Here is a 15,600-nt window from a genome sequence, read left to right as displayed (position 1 = left end):
CGCTGCCCGGCAGAGGGCTTACGCGTGCGCCACTTTATCGCGCAGCGCCTGCTTCTCTTCCTGTGTCAGGAAGGCCATTTCCAGTCCGTTAATCTGGGCCTGACGGATCTGGTCGCGGCTGAGGCCAGCCTGTGGGGCGGCGACCGAGTATTCGTGAATGATATCGACACCCTGTACCGCCGGGTCATCGGTGTTCAGCGAGGCCAGCACGCCGTGCTCAAGGAAGGTTTTCAGCGGATGGTGCGCCAGCGTCGCCACGGTGCTGGTCTGGATGTTGGACGTCAGACAGGATTCAATCCCGATGCGCTGCTCAGCAAGGAAATCCATCAGAGCACGGTCTTCAACGGCTTTCACACCATGACCAATACGCTCTGCGCCCAGCTCGCGAATAGCCTGCCAGATACTTTCCGGGCCCGCTGCTTCACCCGCGTGAACCGTAATGTGCCAGCCCGCATCGCGCGCACGGTTAAAGTGGGAGAGGAACAGGCTGCCGGGGAAGCCCAGCTCATCACCGGCCAGATCGATGGCGGTGATCTGGTCACGATGCGCCAGCAACGCGTCCAGTTCCTGCAGACAGGCGGCTTCCCCAAAGGTACGGCTCATGATGCCAATCAGACGAGCCTGGACATCAAAGGCTTTACAGCCTTCCTGGACGCCAGCAATAACGGCTTCAACCACACCGTCAACGGGCAGGCCGTGGGTCATGGCCATATAGCCCGGCGAAAAGCGCAGTTCGACATAGTGCAGGCCGTTGCGGGCGGCGTCTTCAATGTTTTCAAATGCCACACGGCGACAGGCGTCCAGCGAGGCCAGCATTTTCACCCCCCAGTCCAGTTTGCTCAGGAAGCTCACCAGGTCAGGTTCGTTTGAGGTGACCTGCACGTGCGGGATCAACGCGTCAAGCGTGTGGGCGGGAAGGGTTAAATTGTACTGGCGGCCAAGATCGAGGATGGTTTGGGCACGAATGTTACCGTCAAGGTGACGATGAATATCAGTTAATGGCAGGTGTGTATCAATCATGGTCGCACTCTTTTTCTGGTTAAAGTGCGACACATTATAAAAACAAAACGGGGTAAAAAGCTATTTGCGCAAGGGAAAATTCCGTTGCGCAAACCAATTACCGCAGAGATCGGATGCCGTTGATCAGCCGCTGAACGCCTTGCTCCAGCTTGCTGCGTGAACAACCGGCATTGAGGCGCACGAATCCTTTGCCCTCTTCGCCATAGGTATATCCCGGCATGATGGCGACTTTTTGCTGCTCGATCAGCACCTTTTGCAGTGCGTGTTCATCAATAGCCAGTGGACGCAAGTCGATCCAGGCGAGATAGGTTGCGTCGGGCGGCTGCCAGCCTAAATTCGGAAATGCGCGGTGCAATTCCTGCGCGACATAGTGCAGGTTTTGCTCAAGATAGCTGCGCAACGCGTCAAGCCAGGGTTCACCCTGCTGGTACGCTGCAATGTGCGCGGTCAGGGCCAGCACCGAAGGGGAAGAGAGTCCATCCCGGCCTTTTAGCGCGCTGAGATAAGCCTCCCGGCTGAAATCGTCACCTATCAGGCCGTAAGCGCCGGTCAGTGCCGGAATGTTGAAGCTTTTCGAGCCTGAGGTCAGCAATGCCCATTTTCCGCGAGCGACCTCGTTCCACGGCGTATGACGATTTTCGCCCCAGACCATATCCATGTGGATTTCATCGCTAATCACCGCCACGTCATAGCGCGCGCAGAGATCCGCCATGTGGGCCAGTTCGTCGCGCGTCCACACCTTACCGGTCGGGTTCTGCGGGCTGCACAGCAGCAGTATTTTGTTTTGCGGCTGGGACAGCGCCGCTTCCAGCGCAGCCATATCGCCCTGCCAGCCCTCTGGCGTTTTTTGCATGGCGACAGGCACAACGCGGCGCTGGTTACCTTCAATTGCTTTATAAAACGCATCGTAGGCGGGGGTATGTACAACCACGCCGTCTCCGGCGTGAGACCAGATACGAATTAGCTCCGACACCATGTAAATGACCGACGGGCCATACACAAGGGTATCAGTGTCGATCTGGCTGTTAAAACGCTGCCGGAACCAGTGAGCCACGGCGGCCAGAAATTCATCATTCTTCCAGCGGCTGTAGCCAAACACGCCATGGTTGATGCGCTGATGCAGTGCGTCGGTAATGCAGGGCGCCGTGGCGAAATCCATATCCGAGATGGTGAACGGCAGCAGGTCCGCGGCCCCGAAACGGTCGGCAACATAATCCCACTGAGTACACCAGGTGCCGTGGCGATCCACGACGGTAGAAAAATCAAACATAACGTCGATCCTCAAAGTAAAACCCCCTCACGCAGAGGGGGTTGGCATTACGCTTCGACTGTCCGCATAAGGGTAGCCAGTTCGTCTTTCACGGACTGGACCTGCGGGCCGATAACCACCTGCAAATTGTGCTGATTTAACTGTACCACGCCAATCGCCCGGTTGGCTTTCAATGCGTTGGTGTCGACTTTGGACATATCCGCCACCGACAAACGCAGACGGGTGATGCAGTTATCCAGCGAGGTGACGTTATCCGCACCGCCCAGCGCCGCCAGAATGGCAGGGGTGTTATAGCCGGATTTGCCCACGGTGCCCGCGACCGCCTGTTCAACGCTGGTGGCGTTATCCGTATCGCGGCCCGGTGTTTTCAGGTTAAAGCGGGTGATGGAGAAGCGGAAGATACCGTAGTACACAACGAACCAGATGGCTGCCACCACCGGTACCAGATACCACTTGGTGGACAGACCGTGCAGAATACCGAACACCACGAAATCAATAACGTTGCCGTCGGTGTTACCAATGGTCACGCCCAGCACGGCCATCACGGTGAAGCCAAGACCCGTCAGCACGGCGTGAATGAGATACAGCACCGGCGCGACGAAGAGGAACAGGAATTCGAGTGGCTCGGTGGTACCGCCAACAACGCAGGCGATCACGCCGGAGATCAGCAGGCCTTTAATTTTATGACGATTTTCCGGGCGTGCGCAGTGGTACATCGCCAGCGCAGCACCAGGCAGGCCGCCCAGGAAGGCAGGCATTTTACCCTGTGACAGGAAGCGCGTGGCGCTCTCAGAAAAACCGTGCGTCGTCGGGCAGCTCAGCTGCGCCTGGAAGATGGTCAGCGCGCCGCTAACGTCATGTCCGCACACGTCCATGGTGCCGCCCGCTTCGGTAAAGCGAATCAGAGCCACGAGGATGTGCTGCAGGCCAAACGGCAGCAGCAGGCGCTCACCGGTACCGAAGATCATCGGTCCAAAATCACCCGCGCCGTTAATGATGCGGCCAATGCCGGTGATGCCCATCGCGAAGACCGGCCAAATCAGCGGAATAATCAGGCCAAACAGACCCATGACGACGAGGGTGATAATCGGAACAAAGCGCGTACCGCCGAAGAACGCCAGGGCATCAGGCAGACGGATATTGTGGAAGCGTTCATGCAGCATCCAGATGATCACGCCCGCAATGACCGCACCGAGGATCCCGGTATCGATGGACTGAATGCCGATCACGCTCTGAATGTTGTTCGCTTTCAGTACCGCAGCGTCGGTGGTAGGCAGAATGCCTTTCGCGGTCAGCCAGAAGTTAACCGCAAGGTTCATCACCGCATAGCCGACAAAGCCTGCGAATGCCGCAACGCCTTTGTTTTCACGCGCCAGGCCGAGAGGGATGGCAATACAGAACATCACCGGCAGGAAGCTGAACGCGAAGGAGCCGACCTTGCTCATCCAGATGAAGATCGCCTGCAGCACAGGATTGCCAAGGAAGGGGATCAGCGTGATCACATCGTGACTGCTGAGCGAGCTGCCGATCCCGAGCATAATCCCGCAGAAAGAGAGAAGTGCCACGGGCAGCATAAAGGTTTTACCCAGTTGCTGGAAAAATTCCCACAGCGATATTTTTTGTGCTGCTTTCGCCGTCATAAAACGACTCCTTAATGATAAAAATAAGATGACCTGCTTCAATGCTGCGAGAAGATAAAACGTTTTATCAAATTTTTGTGCGCGCTAAATCACATTCTCAGGCTTTAGCTGGTAGTATAAAGATAATGTATTGATAAAACGTTTTACCGATCTCATTTCAGGGAGTTTCGCCAACCCATGGCTGTAGCGAAAAAAGTCACCATCAACGATGTCGCGCTCGCGGCGGGCGTTTCCGTGAGTACCGTTTCACTGGTGCTGAGCGGGAAAGGTCGCATCTCGTCTGCGACGGGTCAGCGCGTCAACGAGGCCGTTGAGCAGCTCGGGTTTGTGCGTAACCGCCAGGCCTCGGCGCTGCGCGGAGGGCAAAGCGGGGTGATTGGTTTGATCGTGCGTGACCTGACCTCGCCGTTTTACGCCGAGTTGACCGCCGGTCTAACCGAAGCGCTTGAGGCGCAGGGGCGGATGGTCTTTTTGCTTCACGGCGGGCGCGAGCCAGAACAGCTGCTCTCCAGGCTCGACATGCTGCTGACCCAGGGCGTTGATGGGGTGATCGTCGCGGGCGCATCGGGCGTGGGCAGTGAATTGTGCGAGCGCGCCGCCGAAAAAGGCGTTCCGCTGGTGATTGCCTCGCGAGCAAGTTATCTTGATGAGGCGGATACGCTGCGCCCGGACAACATGCAGGCGGCACAAATGCTGACCGAACATCTTATCCGCCGTGGACACCAGCGTATCGCGTGGCTGGGCGGTAAAAGTTCGTCCCTGACGCGTGCCGAGCGGGTCGGCGGCTACTGCGCTACACTCATCAAATACGGATTGCCGTTCCACAGCGAGTGGGTCGTGGAGTGCGAATCCAGCCAAAAGCGAGCGGCGGAAGCGATGGGGACGCTGCTGCGCAGTAACCCAACCATTAGCGCCGTGATTTGCTATAACGATGTGATTGCGATGGGTGCCTGGTTCGGCCTGATCCGCGCCGGTCGTCAGAGCGGTGAGGGCGGTGTTGAAACGTTCTTTGGGCATCAGGTGGCGCTGGGGGCCTTTGCGGATGTCGGGGAGAACGCACTCGACGATCTGCCGATTGTCTGGGCCACAACGCCTGCGCGTGAGATGGGTTATACCCTGGCGGACAGAATCATGCAGCGCATCGAAAATACCGATGTCCAGGCCGGACACCAGATTGTGGCGGCGCGGCTGGTGACGGCGAAGTAGTTTCGCTTGCACGGCCCGGATCCACAGGCCGGTTGAGGCGCAGGCGTCATCCGGCAAGAAAAAACCCCTCATGCGAGGGGTTTTGACATTTACTGCTGCGGTACCGCCGGAGCGGGCGCTGGCGCAGCCGGTTCAGGCATACCCAGCGTCGGCATACCAAACATACCCACAAAGTCCTCCAGCGGCATTTTGTTGCCGTTGAGGGTGACCTGGCCGTTCGCGTACTGCAGGCTGGTGGAAATGGTATTGTCCTCCACCTTCGTGATACGGAACATCTGGCCCATTGCCGCCAGACCTTTCACCTGCTGGTTAGCCAGTTTGCCCGCATCGTCCTCGCCGTAGCCTTCGAGCTTCGCAATTTGCGTCATAAACTCGGTAGCCATATCCATCGGGATTGTCAGCTTGCTGTCGAGTGACTTCACGCTGCGATCCACTTCCTGCGCCAGCGTCTGTACTTCACCCGTCGCGGTGGCCGGATCTTTCAGGAACAGCGACAGATTGAAGTTGGTCTCGCCTTTGCCATTTTTCCAGCTTAGTGGCGCAACGGTGATTACCGGTTCGCCTTTCAGCAGGATCGGCAGGTTATTAAACAGCACCGTCATCGCCTGCTGCTGGTAAGCCTGCGGATTCTGTTGCAGCGCAGCATCGCTCAGCAGGGCCTGGCTCTCTTTGCTGTATTTCTGGCTAAATTCGTGCCACGCCTGACCGTCAATATTGCCGATTTTCAGCGACAGTTTTCCGGTGCCCAGATCCTGATTCTGCACTTTCAGGCTTTTCAGGCTGTAGTCCAGCTGCGTATTGATGCTTTTGCCGTCTTTAGACACATCGGATTTGCCGTCCAGATCCATGCCTTCCAGCACGGCCATCTCTTTGCCTTCAACCGCAATGGCGATTTTATCAAGGCTCAGTTTCTGGTCGCCAATGCGCTCATCAAAATCGGTCATCCGGCTGTTGCCGCTGGCTTTCAGGTTATTGAAAGTAAGCTGGACCTTCTGGTTGTATTCATTGACGGAATTCACCAGGCCGCTTTCTGCATCCCCGGTCAGGGAGACATTCTTACCGTCACGATCGGCATCAAGCTGGAAATTACCGCCGCTAAAGGCAACTTTATCGGTGCCTTTTTCATAGTTCAGCGCTTTCAGATCGATATCGGAGCGGGTGTCTCCGGCATAGCTGATGCGGGTATTGATCTCAAACGGAGAGGTGTTTTTCGCCATATCAAACAGCGGTTTCGTCACCTCATTATTAACCAGTACGGTTCGTGCTGATGCCATGGATGGGATCAAATTAAACGTCTTCAACTGCGCCAGCGGGAAGGGACCGTGGCTGACCACTTCGTCCAGCACGACGCTTTGACCCGGTTTCAGCCAGGCGTTCTGGTTACCGGCAACCGGCTTCACGACCACCTGCATATGGCTGGTAAAGACGCCACGCTTATAGTCCTGATAGCTCAGCTCCAGGCCTGCCTCAGGTGCACTGCGCTTAATCTCGCTGTTTGCCTGGGCCATCATCTCTGCCAGACGGCTTTCCAGTTGTTTCCCGGTATACCAGGAAGCTCCCGTCCAGATCACGCCTAAAGCTACAATCACTCCTACCGCTACGACCGATTTTTTCATTGCGATTATCCCTAAAATGAAACCAGGCGGTGAAAACCGCCTGGTGATACAACGCCTGTTACTAGCTTAGCAAGAGTTGTTAAAAAATTCAGTAAGTCCCTAAAGCTTATTGAAAACGCGCGCCAGACGGCCCTTACCGCTAATGCTTACCGGAGACTCGTTTGCCGCCACGAAGGCCGACTCGCCGGGTTTCAGCACCAGACGCTGCTCGCCTTTATGCAGCGTCGCTTCGCCTTCCACACAGAACAGGATCGCCGCGCTCTCTTGCGCAATGGCAGTTTCGTCTGCGCTAAGATCGTGCAGGGAGAACGCAAAATCGTCTACCGGGATTGGGAAGTCCAGCTCTGCGCCATTCTTCACCGGCTGGGTCAGCAGCTCGGCGGCGGGTTTCGCCACAAATTTAACGTTGGCAACCAGTTCCGGGATGTCGATGTATTTTGGCGTCAGGCCGGCGCGCAGCACGTTATCCGAGTTCGCCATGACCTCCAGCGCCACACCCTGCAGGTAGGCGTGTGGGGTTTCGGCAAACAGGAACATCGCTTCGCCCGGATTGAGCTTCACCACGTTCAGCAGCAGCGGAGAGAACAGGCCGCTGTCGTCCGGGTAGAATTCTGAAATAACGCGGATGGTGTCCCACGGCTCGCCCTGCTGGTCGTTCAGCGCGGCTTTGAGGATCGCCAGCGCGTGCGATTTCTCCTCACCCTGCATGTTGAGCAGGCTGGCAAACAGCTGGCTCAGGCCTTCCGCATTCGGGTTTTCAAGGAAATGCGCAATGGCGTTATTGGCACCCGCGACGGGTTGCAGCAGAGAGATAATCTCTGAAAACTCGCGGAAGGCATTCATCGCCAGGAAAGGGGTAAGGGCGAAAACCAGCTCCGGCTTGTGGTTAGGATCTTTGTAATTACGCTCGGCGGCGTCCAGCGGAATACCTGCCGCGTTCTCTTTCGCAAAACCGATTTCGGAGGCTTTCTTGTTCGGGTGAACCTGAATGGAAAGCGGCTGGTCGGCGCACAGTACCTTAAACAGGAACGGCAGTTCGCCAAAACGGCTGGCAACTTTATCGCCAAGGAGGGCCATTTTATCGGCGTCGATGGCGTCACGCAGGCTGCGCACCTGACCGCTGGCGTCTTCAATTTTTGAGCTGCTCTTCGGGTGCGCGCCCATCCACAGCTCTGCCATCGGCAGTTGGTCTGGATTCGCGATACCGTAGAGATCCGTTAACGCAGTTTTACTTCCCCAGGCGTAGTTTTGCACTGAGTTGATGAGTTTTTGCATTATCAAGCCCTGATTCAAATGTGGAATTAACGCGGGTATTAAAGCAATAAACCGCCCCGAAGTAACCTGCGGATGTAAAAAGTCGTACTAGTCTCAGTTTTTGTTAAAAAATTGTGTAGGATAAGCTAACTCGCTTTTAAGCCGGGCAGCGGAACATCTGCCCTACATAATCAGACCCAAGCAGTAAGTGAGAGAACAATGTCGAATAAACCCTTCCAGTATCAGGATCCTTTCCCGCTCAGCAAGGATCAAACCGAGTATTACCTGCTCACCCGCGATTACGTTTCTGTCTCAGAGTTTGAAGGCCAGGCGATCCTCAAAGTGGATCCGCAGGCGCTGACCTTGCTGGCGCAGCAGGCATTCCACGATGCCTCTTTTATGCTTCGCCCCGCGCATCAGCAGCAGGTTGCCGATATCCTGAGCGACCCGGAGGCCAGCGAAAACGATAAATACGTTGCGCTGCAATTCCTGCGAAACTCCGATATTGCGGCCAAAGGCATTCTGCCTACCTGTCAGGATACCGGCACTGCCATTATCACCGGTAAGAAAGGCCAGCGCGTCTGGACCGGCGGCGGCGACGAAGCCGCGCTGGCGCGTGGTGTGTATAACACCTATACCGAAGACAACCTGCGTTACTCGCAAAACGCCGCGCTTGATATGTATAAAGAGGTCAACACCGGCACCAACCTGCCCGCACAGATTGACCTCTACAGCGTTGACGGTGACGAGTATAAATTCCTCTGCATCGCCAAAGGCGGCGGTTCAGCCAACAAAACCTATCTCTACCAGGAGACCAAAGCGCTGCTTACCCCAGGCAAGCTGAAAAACTATCTGGTCGTGAAAATGCGTACCCTCGGCACGGCGGCCTGCCCGCCGTACCACATCGCCTTCGTAATTGGCGGGACGTCAGCCGAGAGCACGCTCAAAACCGTCAAGCTGGCGTCGACGAAATACTACGACGGCCTGCCGACCGAAGGAAACGAGCATGGTCAGGCGTTCCGCGATGTGCAGCTCGAACAGGAACTGCTGACGGAAGCGCAGAACCTGGGGCTGGGCGCGCAGTTTGGCGGGAAATACTTTGCCCACGATATTCGCGTGATTCGTCTGCCGCGCCACGGCGCATCCTGCCCGGTGGGCATGGGCGTCTCCTGCTCGGCGGATCGAAACATCAAAGCGAAGATCAACCGCGACGGCATCTGGATCGAAAAACTGGAGAATAACCCGGGTAAATATATCCCTGAATCGCTGCGTAAGGCGGGCGAGGGGGAAGCGGTTCACGTGGACCTGAACCGTCCGATGAGCGAGATTCTGGCGCAACTGTCTCAGTATCCGGTCTCCACGCGCCTCTCCCTGAACGGAACGATCATCGTTGGACGTGACATCGCCCATGCGAAGCTCAAAGAGCGTCTGGATAACGGCGAAGGGCTGCCGCAGTATATTAAAGACCACCCAATCTACTACGCCGGTCCGGCGAAAACGCCAGAAGGCTATGCGTCCGGCTCGTTAGGCCCAACCACGGCGGGCCGTATGGACTCGTATGTCGATCAGCTGCAGGCCAACGGCGGGAGCATGATCATGCTCGCCAAAGGCAACCGCAGCCAACAGGTGACCGATGCCTGCCACAAGCACGGTGGCTTCTACCTCGGGAGCATCGGCGGCCCGGCAGCCGTGCTGGCGCAGGGCAGCATTAAGAGCCTGGAGTGTGTGGAGTACCCGGAACTGGGTATGGAAGCGATCTGGAAAATTGAAGTGGAAGATTTCCCGGCGTTCATCCTGGTGGATGACAAGGGCAATGACTTCTTCAAACAGATCCAGTCTTCCCAGTGTTCGGCGTGTGTGAAGTAGTCTGACTACATTACCCGGCCTACATTCTCGTGGGTCGGGTAAGGCGAAGCCGCCACCCGACACCAAAAAGAGCGCACAAAGCGCCATAACGTTTCTCAGAAGTCATCAATACTTATCTCTTAAGCATGTGAGCAATCCCATCTTGATAATCAAGGAGAAAGTAATGACAACGCATCGCCGCGAGAAAGATTCGATGGGCGCAATCGACGTCCCGGCTGACAAGCTATGGGGCGCGCAGACCCAGCGTTCGCTTGAGCATTTCCGCATTTCAACCGAGAAAATGCCCGTCTCGCTGATCCAGGCGCTGGCGCTGACCAAGCGTGCAGCAGCCAAAGTTAATCAGGATTTAGGCCTGCTGGAGGCCGGGAAAGCCCGCGCCATCATTGACGCCGCAGACGAAGTGCTGAAGGGGCAACATCCCGACGAATTCCCGCTTGCCATCTGGCAGACCGGTTCAGGCACCCAGAGCAACATGAACATGAACGAAGTGCTGGCGAACCGGGCAAGCGAGCTGCTGGGCGGCGTTCGCGGGATGGAGCGCAAAGTTCACCCGAACGACGACGTCAATAAAAGCCAGAGTTCTAACGATGTCTTCCCGACGGCGATGCACGTGGCCGCGGTGATCGCCCTTCGCGAGCAGCTGATCCCGCAGCTGAATGTGCTCAAAACCACCCTCCACGAAAAAGCGCAGGCGTTCCGCGATATCGTCAAAATTGGCCGTACGCACCTGCAGGATGCCACGCCGTTGACCCTCGGCCAGGAGATCTCGGGCTGGGTGGCGATGCTTGAGCACAATCTCAAGCACATCGAACACAGCCTGCCGCATCTGTCGGAGCTGGCATTAGGCGGCACGGCGGTGGGCACAGGACTGAACACCCATCCGGAGTATGCGGTACGCGTGGCAGAGGAGCTGGCGGCCATCACCGGGCAGGCGTTCGTCACCGCGCCGAATAAGTTCGAAGCGCTGGCGACCTGCGATGCACTGGTTCATACCCATGGCGCACTAAAAGGGCTGGCGGCATCGCTGATGAAAATTGCCAACGACGTACGCTGGCTGGCATCAGGCCCACGCTGCGGTATCGGTGAGATCGCTATTCCGGAAAACGAACCGGGCAGCTCGATCATGCCGGGCAAGGTGAACCCAACCCAGTGTGAAGCCATGACCATGCTCTGCTGTCAGGTGATGGGCAACGACGTGGCCGTCAACATGGGCGGCGCATCCGGCAACTTCGAGCTGAACGTCTATCGCCCGATGGTGATCCACAATCTGCTGCAGTCTGTACGTTTGCTGGCGGACGGCATGGAGAGCTTCAATGAGCACTGCGCGGTGGGTATCGAGCCGAATCGCGAGCGCATCGGCCAGCTGCTCAATGAGTCGTTAATGCTGGTTACGGCGCTCAACACCCATATCGGCTATGACAAAGCGGCTGAAATCGCCAAAAAAGCCCACAAAGAGGGGCTGACCCTGAAAGCCGCGGCGCTGGCGCTGGGTTACCTGACGGACGCCGAGTTCGACAGCTGGGTCCGTCCGGAAGAGATGGTCGGCAGCATGAAGTAATCACGTCGCCACATACAGGTGCAGCCGTGGAATAATCAGCTGCAGCGGCTGCGCCTGCGGTTTATAGCGATGCTGAATGTTGTCGGCATCGTAGTTCAACAGTTCGCCAATGTCCGGCACCACCGCCCCCTGCTCACTGTCGTAAAGCGCGATAAGCGGCGTTGGGCAGGCGTACTGCACCTGCTTTTGTTGCCCCGAATACCAGACGCGGGCGATAGGTTGTACCTTCACCGGGCGCTTTATTTTAAGACGCGTATCTGCCGGTAATGAGGCGATGCTGTGATACTCCTGCTCCAGGCGTTCTATCCACTGCTCGCGCGACCAGGGGGCGACCGTGCGCGGGGCTTTCAGGCTCTTCTCCAGCATGTCCAGCACCTCGTTACGGGTGAAGTTTTTAATGATGTGCTTGTTGGCCCAGCCAAAGCGGAGCGTGGCGGGGTGGCGCAGCGCCGTGAGCGTGCGGTACGCATTCAGGGTAATTAACCCCGGTAGCTGGCGGTGAACCCATTCGAAGCGGGCGGCGGGTGCCAGCCCGGACTCCACGGTCACGATTTTCTCAAAGGCGTTTTTCAGGGCATTGATGCGCTGAATGTGCGCCTCCAGCGCTTCACGCGTAGTGGTATCCGTTTGCAGACAGATCACGCCCGGCAGGCGCACGGCCGCCTTGCTGCTACGCTGCTCGGATTGTTGCTGGATAAACAGGCGGCGATAGTGCTGAAGCGCGAGCGTCAGCGCACTTTTCCCGACGTGCTGTGTCACCTCAATGGTTTGCAGCGGGTCGTGTTCCGCCCCTTTTGCCACATCGGGAAGCGAAAACACGCGCGCCGCCAGCAGGCGACACGCCTGTAAATGTTCCGTCAACGTCAGCAGTTCATGCTCAATACTCCGGAACGTGGCATTGAGCCGTTCGATGAGATCGTAAGTCGCCATAATCACTCTCATTAGTTACAACATACTTATGGTATAGCACAGCACGCCCGGTCAGGCCAGCGTGCGGTTTAGGTCAGGCAGGGACGGGAAGGGTATAGTGTGGTACACCGGCCAGCTAAAGCAGAAGCGCGCGCCGCCGAGGGGGCTGTCATCGCAACGCACCGTGCCGCCCATCGCCTGCGCAATAGAGTGAACAATCGCCAGCCCCAGACCGCAGCCGCCCGTGGCGCGATCGCGACTCGGATCGAGACGGACAAAAGGTTCAAAGACGTTTTCGCGCTCATCGGGGGCAATGCCAGGCCCATCGTCCTCAACCGTCAGGCTCGCCTGGTTGCCCTGCAGATCTAAACTGATTTGCAGGGTGTGCTCGCTGTAGCGCAGCGCGTTGTTCATCAGGTTATCCAGCACGCGTTCCATCAAGCGCATGTCCAGCGCACCATAATCGCCTGGCGTGACGGCGGTTAACAGTGCGCGCTGGGGATTCACGCTCTGCACATCATCAATATGCGTTTGCAGCCAGACGGGCAGGTCCGGCGTAGTGAGGTGCAGTTCGTTTTGCGGACGGTCGAGCCGGGCGTAGGTGAGCAGTTCCTCTATCAGCGCTTCAAGCTGACCGATGTCGCGGTTAAGCGCCAGAGACTCCGCCTCGGTGAGGTTTTCGCTCATCTCCAGCCGGTAACGCAGGCGGACCAGCGGCGTGCGTAATTCGTGAGCAATGCCGTCGATAAGCTGCTTTTTACTCGCAATCAGCGCGTTAATGTTATCGGCCATCTGGTTAAAGGCGATCCCGAGGCGATCGAAGCTGGAGCCGCTGTCGAAGTGAATGCGCTCGGTAAAATGTCCCTCGCCAAAACGCTGCGCGGCGGTTTCAAGCTTTAGCATGTCCTGCCAGTGCGGACGCATCCAGATAAAGACCGGGAAGGCCAGCGAGATGGCAATGAACGCCAGCAGCGCCATGTCCAGCAGCCGCATCTGGTGCAAAAAATAGAGATAGGGAACCGGGCCAACGGCCAGTACGTAATGGCTGCGCGGAATGCGCTGAATGAAGGTGTACTTTTCATCAAGCGCCACGATATCGCCATCCCGCAGGCGCTGGAGGGCTGGCGCGTCTAAATCAAAATTCTTCAGCGGCTCAATGCGTAAATCAAACGACAAATTGAGATCCAGCTCTTTCAGGGTTTTCGCCCAGTCGTGAGGGGGAATTTCACGCAGTTCGCTTCGCATCAGGTAAAGCGAACTTTTCATTAAATCGTCCAGCGACTGTCGGCCAGCGCGTTCAGCGGTGAACTTATACACCAGACCGACCAGCATGGTCATGACCAGGAAGCAGACAAACAGCAGCAGATAAAACTGCACAAAAAGCTTTTTCATTAATGGCACACCACCGAGAAGACGCAGATCCAGCAACCTGTGTGCTGCTATGAAAGCAGGCTTTACGCCTGCTGACAACATTTCTGGTCTCACTGTACCAGAAGACTACGCCTCTCTTGCACTGTGCGCCTGCAACCGGACAGGACGATTAATGTTTGTTGCGGTTCGTGCTCATAATTAATGGATTCGTCGCAAATCCGTGCGGACATTTTCGTGCGTTGCAATGCATCGCATAGGAGCATATTTCTTCGTGCTGATTTTTATTGAACGGGCAGGCCATCTTGTTTTTGATTTCATTCCACAGCATTTCGTTATAAGGAGACACGTTGTATAAGGAGATAGGGCTATAAATTCCATTGATAAACACACCCTTTTTTGTTGGGTATATTCTGTCCCCAGGGTACAAATACACATCGCTTTCGTACCAGATGATCAGCTTCAGAAACTTAAGTCCCAAAATGCTCGAATAAACAATTCCCGTATTCGGACAAATGATTGAGCTGATTACTCTCCATGACATCGCTGTACCTCTACCATTAAAAAATTTTGAGCTTATAAGGTTTAGCATGCGATTCAGATTTCGGCAATTATCTAAGTTGTTGAAAATGATCACTATTTTTTAATTTTCGGTCGGTTATCCTTTGTTTTCATAGGGATAACATTAAAGCCAGGTTTATGTGCTTACAAAAATTTAACGATTTTACGAATTGAATGCCTGAATTTTGATCGATAAAGTTGAAAAGTGAATGCAAAATATATTCTATGCGAAAACATCAATTGATTAGATATTCTTTCGCTTGCGTTACAGAGCATGCGGATAATAGACAGGTATTGTTACTTCTGTTGCGGTTTTGTCGAGGTAATATAGGTTGGTTTTAGGACTAATCTTACCGTGAAGTGATGGTTTCGCGCGGAAATATTTTCGCTTGCCACACATGAAAACGGTTTTGCTTGAACATTCTGGCCTGTACGAGCCAGGCTGAATAAGAGGTGAAAACTGGCAATGCGCATTCAAAATGCGTAGATTCTGAATGCGCTGAAATAAACAGGATCAGGTTTCCCAGGCATGCGGGGCAAAAAGATAGCCCTTATTGCGCACGGTTTTAATGCGGTAAGGTTCAGTGGCGTTATCCAGCAATTTCTTACGCAGGCGTGAAATGGCCACGTCCACGCTGCGGTCCATTCCGTCGTAACTGACGCCGCGCAGGTTTTTGAGCAACGCATCGCGGTCCATGATCTGTCCGGCGTGCGTCGCCAGCTCCCAGAGCAGGTCAAAATCTGCGGTTGAGAGGGCGATTGGCTCTCCGGAAAGCAGCACCTGACGATTGACGGGGTCGATAGAGAGCGTACCGAATCGCATCGTCTTATGGGGCGTCAGGGATGATGCAGCCACTTCGCGTTCGTTACTGGCTCGCTGGCGAAGATGAAGGCGCAGGCGCGCGAGCAGCACGGCTGGCGGCGTCGTTTTGAGGATATAGTCATTAGCCCCCATCTCCAGCGACAAAATGTGGTTCATGTCACTGTCGAGCGAGGTCAGCAAGACGATAGGGCCGTCCCATTGTGCGCGCAGATCCCGGCACAGCGTCATGCCGTCCTTGCCGGGGAGCATGATGTCCAGCAGCACTAAATCGGGGTTTTCTCGCAAGATCACCTCTTCGGCGCGGTCGCCGCGAGGCTCAACAATGACGTCCATATCATGTTTACCCAGGTAAGCGGCAATCAGTTGCCCGACTTCGGGTTCATCCTCTACATAAACAATCTTATTCATACTGCGTCTGTTATCGCGAAAAAAGCCAACATACACCGCACAACCTTAACCTTCCATATACTCTTTCACTATTAATGCCTGTTCCGTTATTCTGCCTGACA

At 55.8% G+C, this 15,600-nt stretch carries 12 protein-coding genes; 3 read left to right on the top strand and 9 right to left on the bottom strand.

The annotated features are described in order from the left end of the window. Positions 1-18: 18 nt before the first annotated feature. The 3 genes from add to malX all read right to left on the bottom strand — a co-directional run bounded on the left by add (position 19) and on the right by malX (position 3,930). Positions 19-1,020: an adenosine deaminase gene (add, locus tag ACWKX3_RS06245; RefSeq protein ID WP_454541469.1), complete on the bottom strand. Its 1,002-nt coding sequence runs from the start codon at positions 1,018-1,020 to the stop codon at positions 19-21. 97 nt (positions 1,021-1,117) lie between these two features. Then, on the bottom strand, positions 1,118-2,290 hold the full coding sequence (locus ACWKX3_RS06240) for a MalY/PatB family protein (protein WP_454541468.1): 1,173 nt from the start codon (positions 2,288-2,290) through the stop codon (positions 1,118-1,120). Between the two features lie 47 nt (positions 2,291-2,337). After that, entirely contained in the window at positions 2,338-3,930 is a 1,593-nt protein-coding gene (gene malX / locus ACWKX3_RS06235; protein ID WP_454541467.1) for a maltose/glucose-specific PTS transporter subunit IIBC, read from the bottom strand. Between the two features lie 177 nt (positions 3,931-4,107). On the opposite strand from malX, the gene ACWKX3_RS06230 reads away from it, so the two are divergent. Then, positions 4,108-5,136, top strand: coding sequence for a Mal regulon transcriptional regulator MalI (locus ACWKX3_RS06230; RefSeq protein WP_006174972.1), 1,029 nt, complete (start codon positions 4,108-4,110; stop codon positions 5,134-5,136). An 89-nt stretch (positions 5,137-5,225) separates the two neighbouring features. Here ACWKX3_RS06230 and ACWKX3_RS06225 read toward each other — a convergent pair whose 3' ends face one another. Together ACWKX3_RS06225 and manA are read right to left on the bottom strand one after the other, a co-directional pair. Further along, on the bottom strand, positions 5,226-6,752 hold the full coding sequence (locus ACWKX3_RS06225; RefSeq protein ID WP_006174973.1) for a YdgA family protein: 1,527 nt from the start codon (positions 6,750-6,752) through the stop codon (positions 5,226-5,228). Between the two features lie 99 nt (positions 6,753-6,851). Continuing rightward, positions 6,852-8,027: a mannose-6-phosphate isomerase gene (manA, locus tag ACWKX3_RS06220; RefSeq protein WP_442779045.1), complete on the bottom strand. Its 1,176-nt coding sequence runs from the start codon at positions 8,025-8,027 to the stop codon at positions 6,852-6,854. 198 nt (positions 8,028-8,225) lie between these two features. Between manA and fumA the strand changes: the two genes are divergently transcribed. Both fumA and fumC read left to right on the top strand, forming a co-directional pair. Continuing rightward, entirely contained in the window at positions 8,226-9,872 is a 1,647-nt protein-coding gene (gene fumA, locus ACWKX3_RS06215) for a class I fumarate hydratase FumA (protein ID WP_454541466.1), read from the top strand. A 163-nt stretch (positions 9,873-10,035) separates the two neighbouring features. Next, entirely contained in the window at positions 10,036-11,430 is a 1,395-nt protein-coding gene (gene fumC / locus ACWKX3_RS06210) for a class II fumarate hydratase (RefSeq protein ID WP_058608916.1), read from the top strand. Here fumC and tus read toward each other — a convergent pair whose 3' ends face one another. The 4 genes from tus to rstA all read right to left on the bottom strand — a co-directional run bounded on the left by tus (position 11,431) and on the right by rstA (position 15,499). Further along, complete coding sequence (tus, locus tag ACWKX3_RS06205; RefSeq protein WP_042319685.1) at positions 11,431-12,360, bottom strand: DNA replication terminus site-binding protein; 930 nt, start codon at positions 12,358-12,360, stop codon at positions 11,431-11,433. Positions 12,361-12,411: 51 nt separating this feature from the next. After that, complete coding sequence (gene rstB / locus ACWKX3_RS06200; RefSeq protein WP_454541465.1) at positions 12,412-13,731, bottom strand: two-component system sensor histidine kinase RstB; 1,320 nt, start codon at positions 13,729-13,731, stop codon at positions 12,412-12,414. A 148-nt stretch (positions 13,732-13,879) separates the two neighbouring features. Continuing rightward, positions 13,880-14,251 (bottom strand): anti-adapter protein IraM, encoded by a 372-nt coding sequence (gene iraM / locus ACWKX3_RS06195; RefSeq protein ID WP_042319690.1) that lies wholly within the window; start codon positions 14,249-14,251, stop codon positions 13,880-13,882. A 531-nt stretch (positions 14,252-14,782) separates the two neighbouring features. Then, positions 14,783-15,499: a two-component system response regulator RstA gene (rstA, locus tag ACWKX3_RS06190; RefSeq protein ID WP_202562070.1), complete on the bottom strand. Its 717-nt coding sequence runs from the start codon at positions 15,497-15,499 to the stop codon at positions 14,783-14,785. Positions 15,500-15,600: the final 101 nt, after the last annotated feature.

Source organism: Enterobacter sp. UPMP2052 (assembly GCF_053709675.1).
Note: the sequence above shows the minus strand (reverse complement) of the source record. Positions and strands in the feature narration are given on the sequence as shown.

What these genes read in the sequence shown, in the direction of transcription:
- add (WP_454541469.1), bottom strand. Translation starts at nt 1,020, where the DNA reads ATGATTGATACACACCTGCCATTAACTGATATTCATCGTCACCTTGAC.
- ACWKX3_RS06240 (WP_454541468.1), bottom strand. Translation starts at nt 2,290, where the DNA reads ATGTTTGATTTTTCTACCGTCGTGGATCGCCACGGCACCTGGTGTACT.
- malX (WP_454541467.1), bottom strand. Translation starts at nt 3,930, where the DNA reads ATGACGGCGAAAGCAGCACAAAAAATATCGCTGTGGGAATTTTTCCAG.
- ACWKX3_RS06230 (WP_006174972.1), top strand. Translation starts at nt 4,108, where the DNA reads ATGGCTGTAGCGAAAAAAGTCACCATCAACGATGTCGCGCTCGCGGCG.
- ACWKX3_RS06225 (WP_006174973.1), bottom strand. Translation starts at nt 6,752, where the DNA reads ATGAAAAAATCGGTCGTAGCGGTAGGAGTGATTGTAGCTTTAGGCGTG.
- manA (WP_442779045.1), bottom strand. Translation starts at nt 8,027, where the DNA reads ATGCAAAAACTCATCAACTCAGTGCAAAACTACGCCTGGGGAAGTAAA.
- fumA (WP_454541466.1), top strand. Translation starts at nt 8,226, where the DNA reads ATGTCGAATAAACCCTTCCAGTATCAGGATCCTTTCCCGCTCAGCAAG.
- fumC (WP_058608916.1), top strand. Translation starts at nt 10,036, where the DNA reads ATGACAACGCATCGCCGCGAGAAAGATTCGATGGGCGCAATCGACGTC.
- tus (WP_042319685.1), bottom strand. Translation starts at nt 12,360, where the DNA reads ATGGCGACTTACGATCTCATCGAACGGCTCAATGCCACGTTCCGGAGT.
- rstB (WP_454541465.1), bottom strand. Translation starts at nt 13,731, where the DNA reads ATGAAAAAGCTTTTTGTGCAGTTTTATCTGCTGCTGTTTGTCTGCTTC.
- iraM (WP_042319690.1), bottom strand. Translation starts at nt 14,251, where the DNA reads ATGTCATGGAGAGTAATCAGCTCAATCATTTGTCCGAATACGGGAATT.
- rstA (WP_202562070.1), bottom strand. Translation starts at nt 15,499, where the DNA reads ATGAATAAGATTGTTTATGTAGAGGATGAACCCGAAGTCGGGCAACTG.